1 pseudogene is annotated in these 451 nt (G+C 42.4%); it reads left to right on the top strand.

The window, feature by feature from the left end:
• Positions 1–95: 95 nt before the first annotated feature.
• Positions 96–451, top strand: a pseudogene (locus AB4384_RS22640) (ISL3 family transposase); the annotation flags it as partial.

Below are 451 nucleotides of genomic sequence, written 5' to 3'. Positions count from 1 at the left end.
GGTTCATCGCGGATTAGCGGGAACTAAAAACAAAAACGGTAGTAAGTGATATGGTTTAGTCGCCAAACAAAAATCATACACAAACTACCGTTTTCATGCCGAATCATACTTTCCTATCTTCATTCTGGGAAGGCTTTCAAATAGTAAAGTCTCACCAGACAGCATCACTTATTACCCTGACTCTTAAACCTAACTCTGAGGCTAAGTGCCTTTGTGGTCTTGAAGCCGAAGCTATCCATGAGTATCAATGGCGTCATGTGAAAGAAGCCATGTTGCTCGGTGTTCCTGTTGAACTTTCCGTTCAAACACGAAGAATTAAGTGTCGTGACTGCGGCATAAAAACAGAGTCTCTATCTTGGCTAGAGCCTTATGCTCGCATCACGAAGCGCCTAAAAAGTTATATAGAACAACTGCTGCCTCTTCTTCCCATTAAGCATATCTCCCAGTTAAC

This window comes from Vibrio sp. 10N.261.51.A4 (assembly GCF_041471945.1).
GTDB classification, from domain to species: Bacteria; Pseudomonadota; Gammaproteobacteria; order Enterobacterales; family Vibrionaceae; genus Vibrio; species Vibrio crassostreae_C.
Note: the sequence above shows the minus strand (reverse complement) of the source record. Positions and strands in the feature narration are given on the sequence as shown.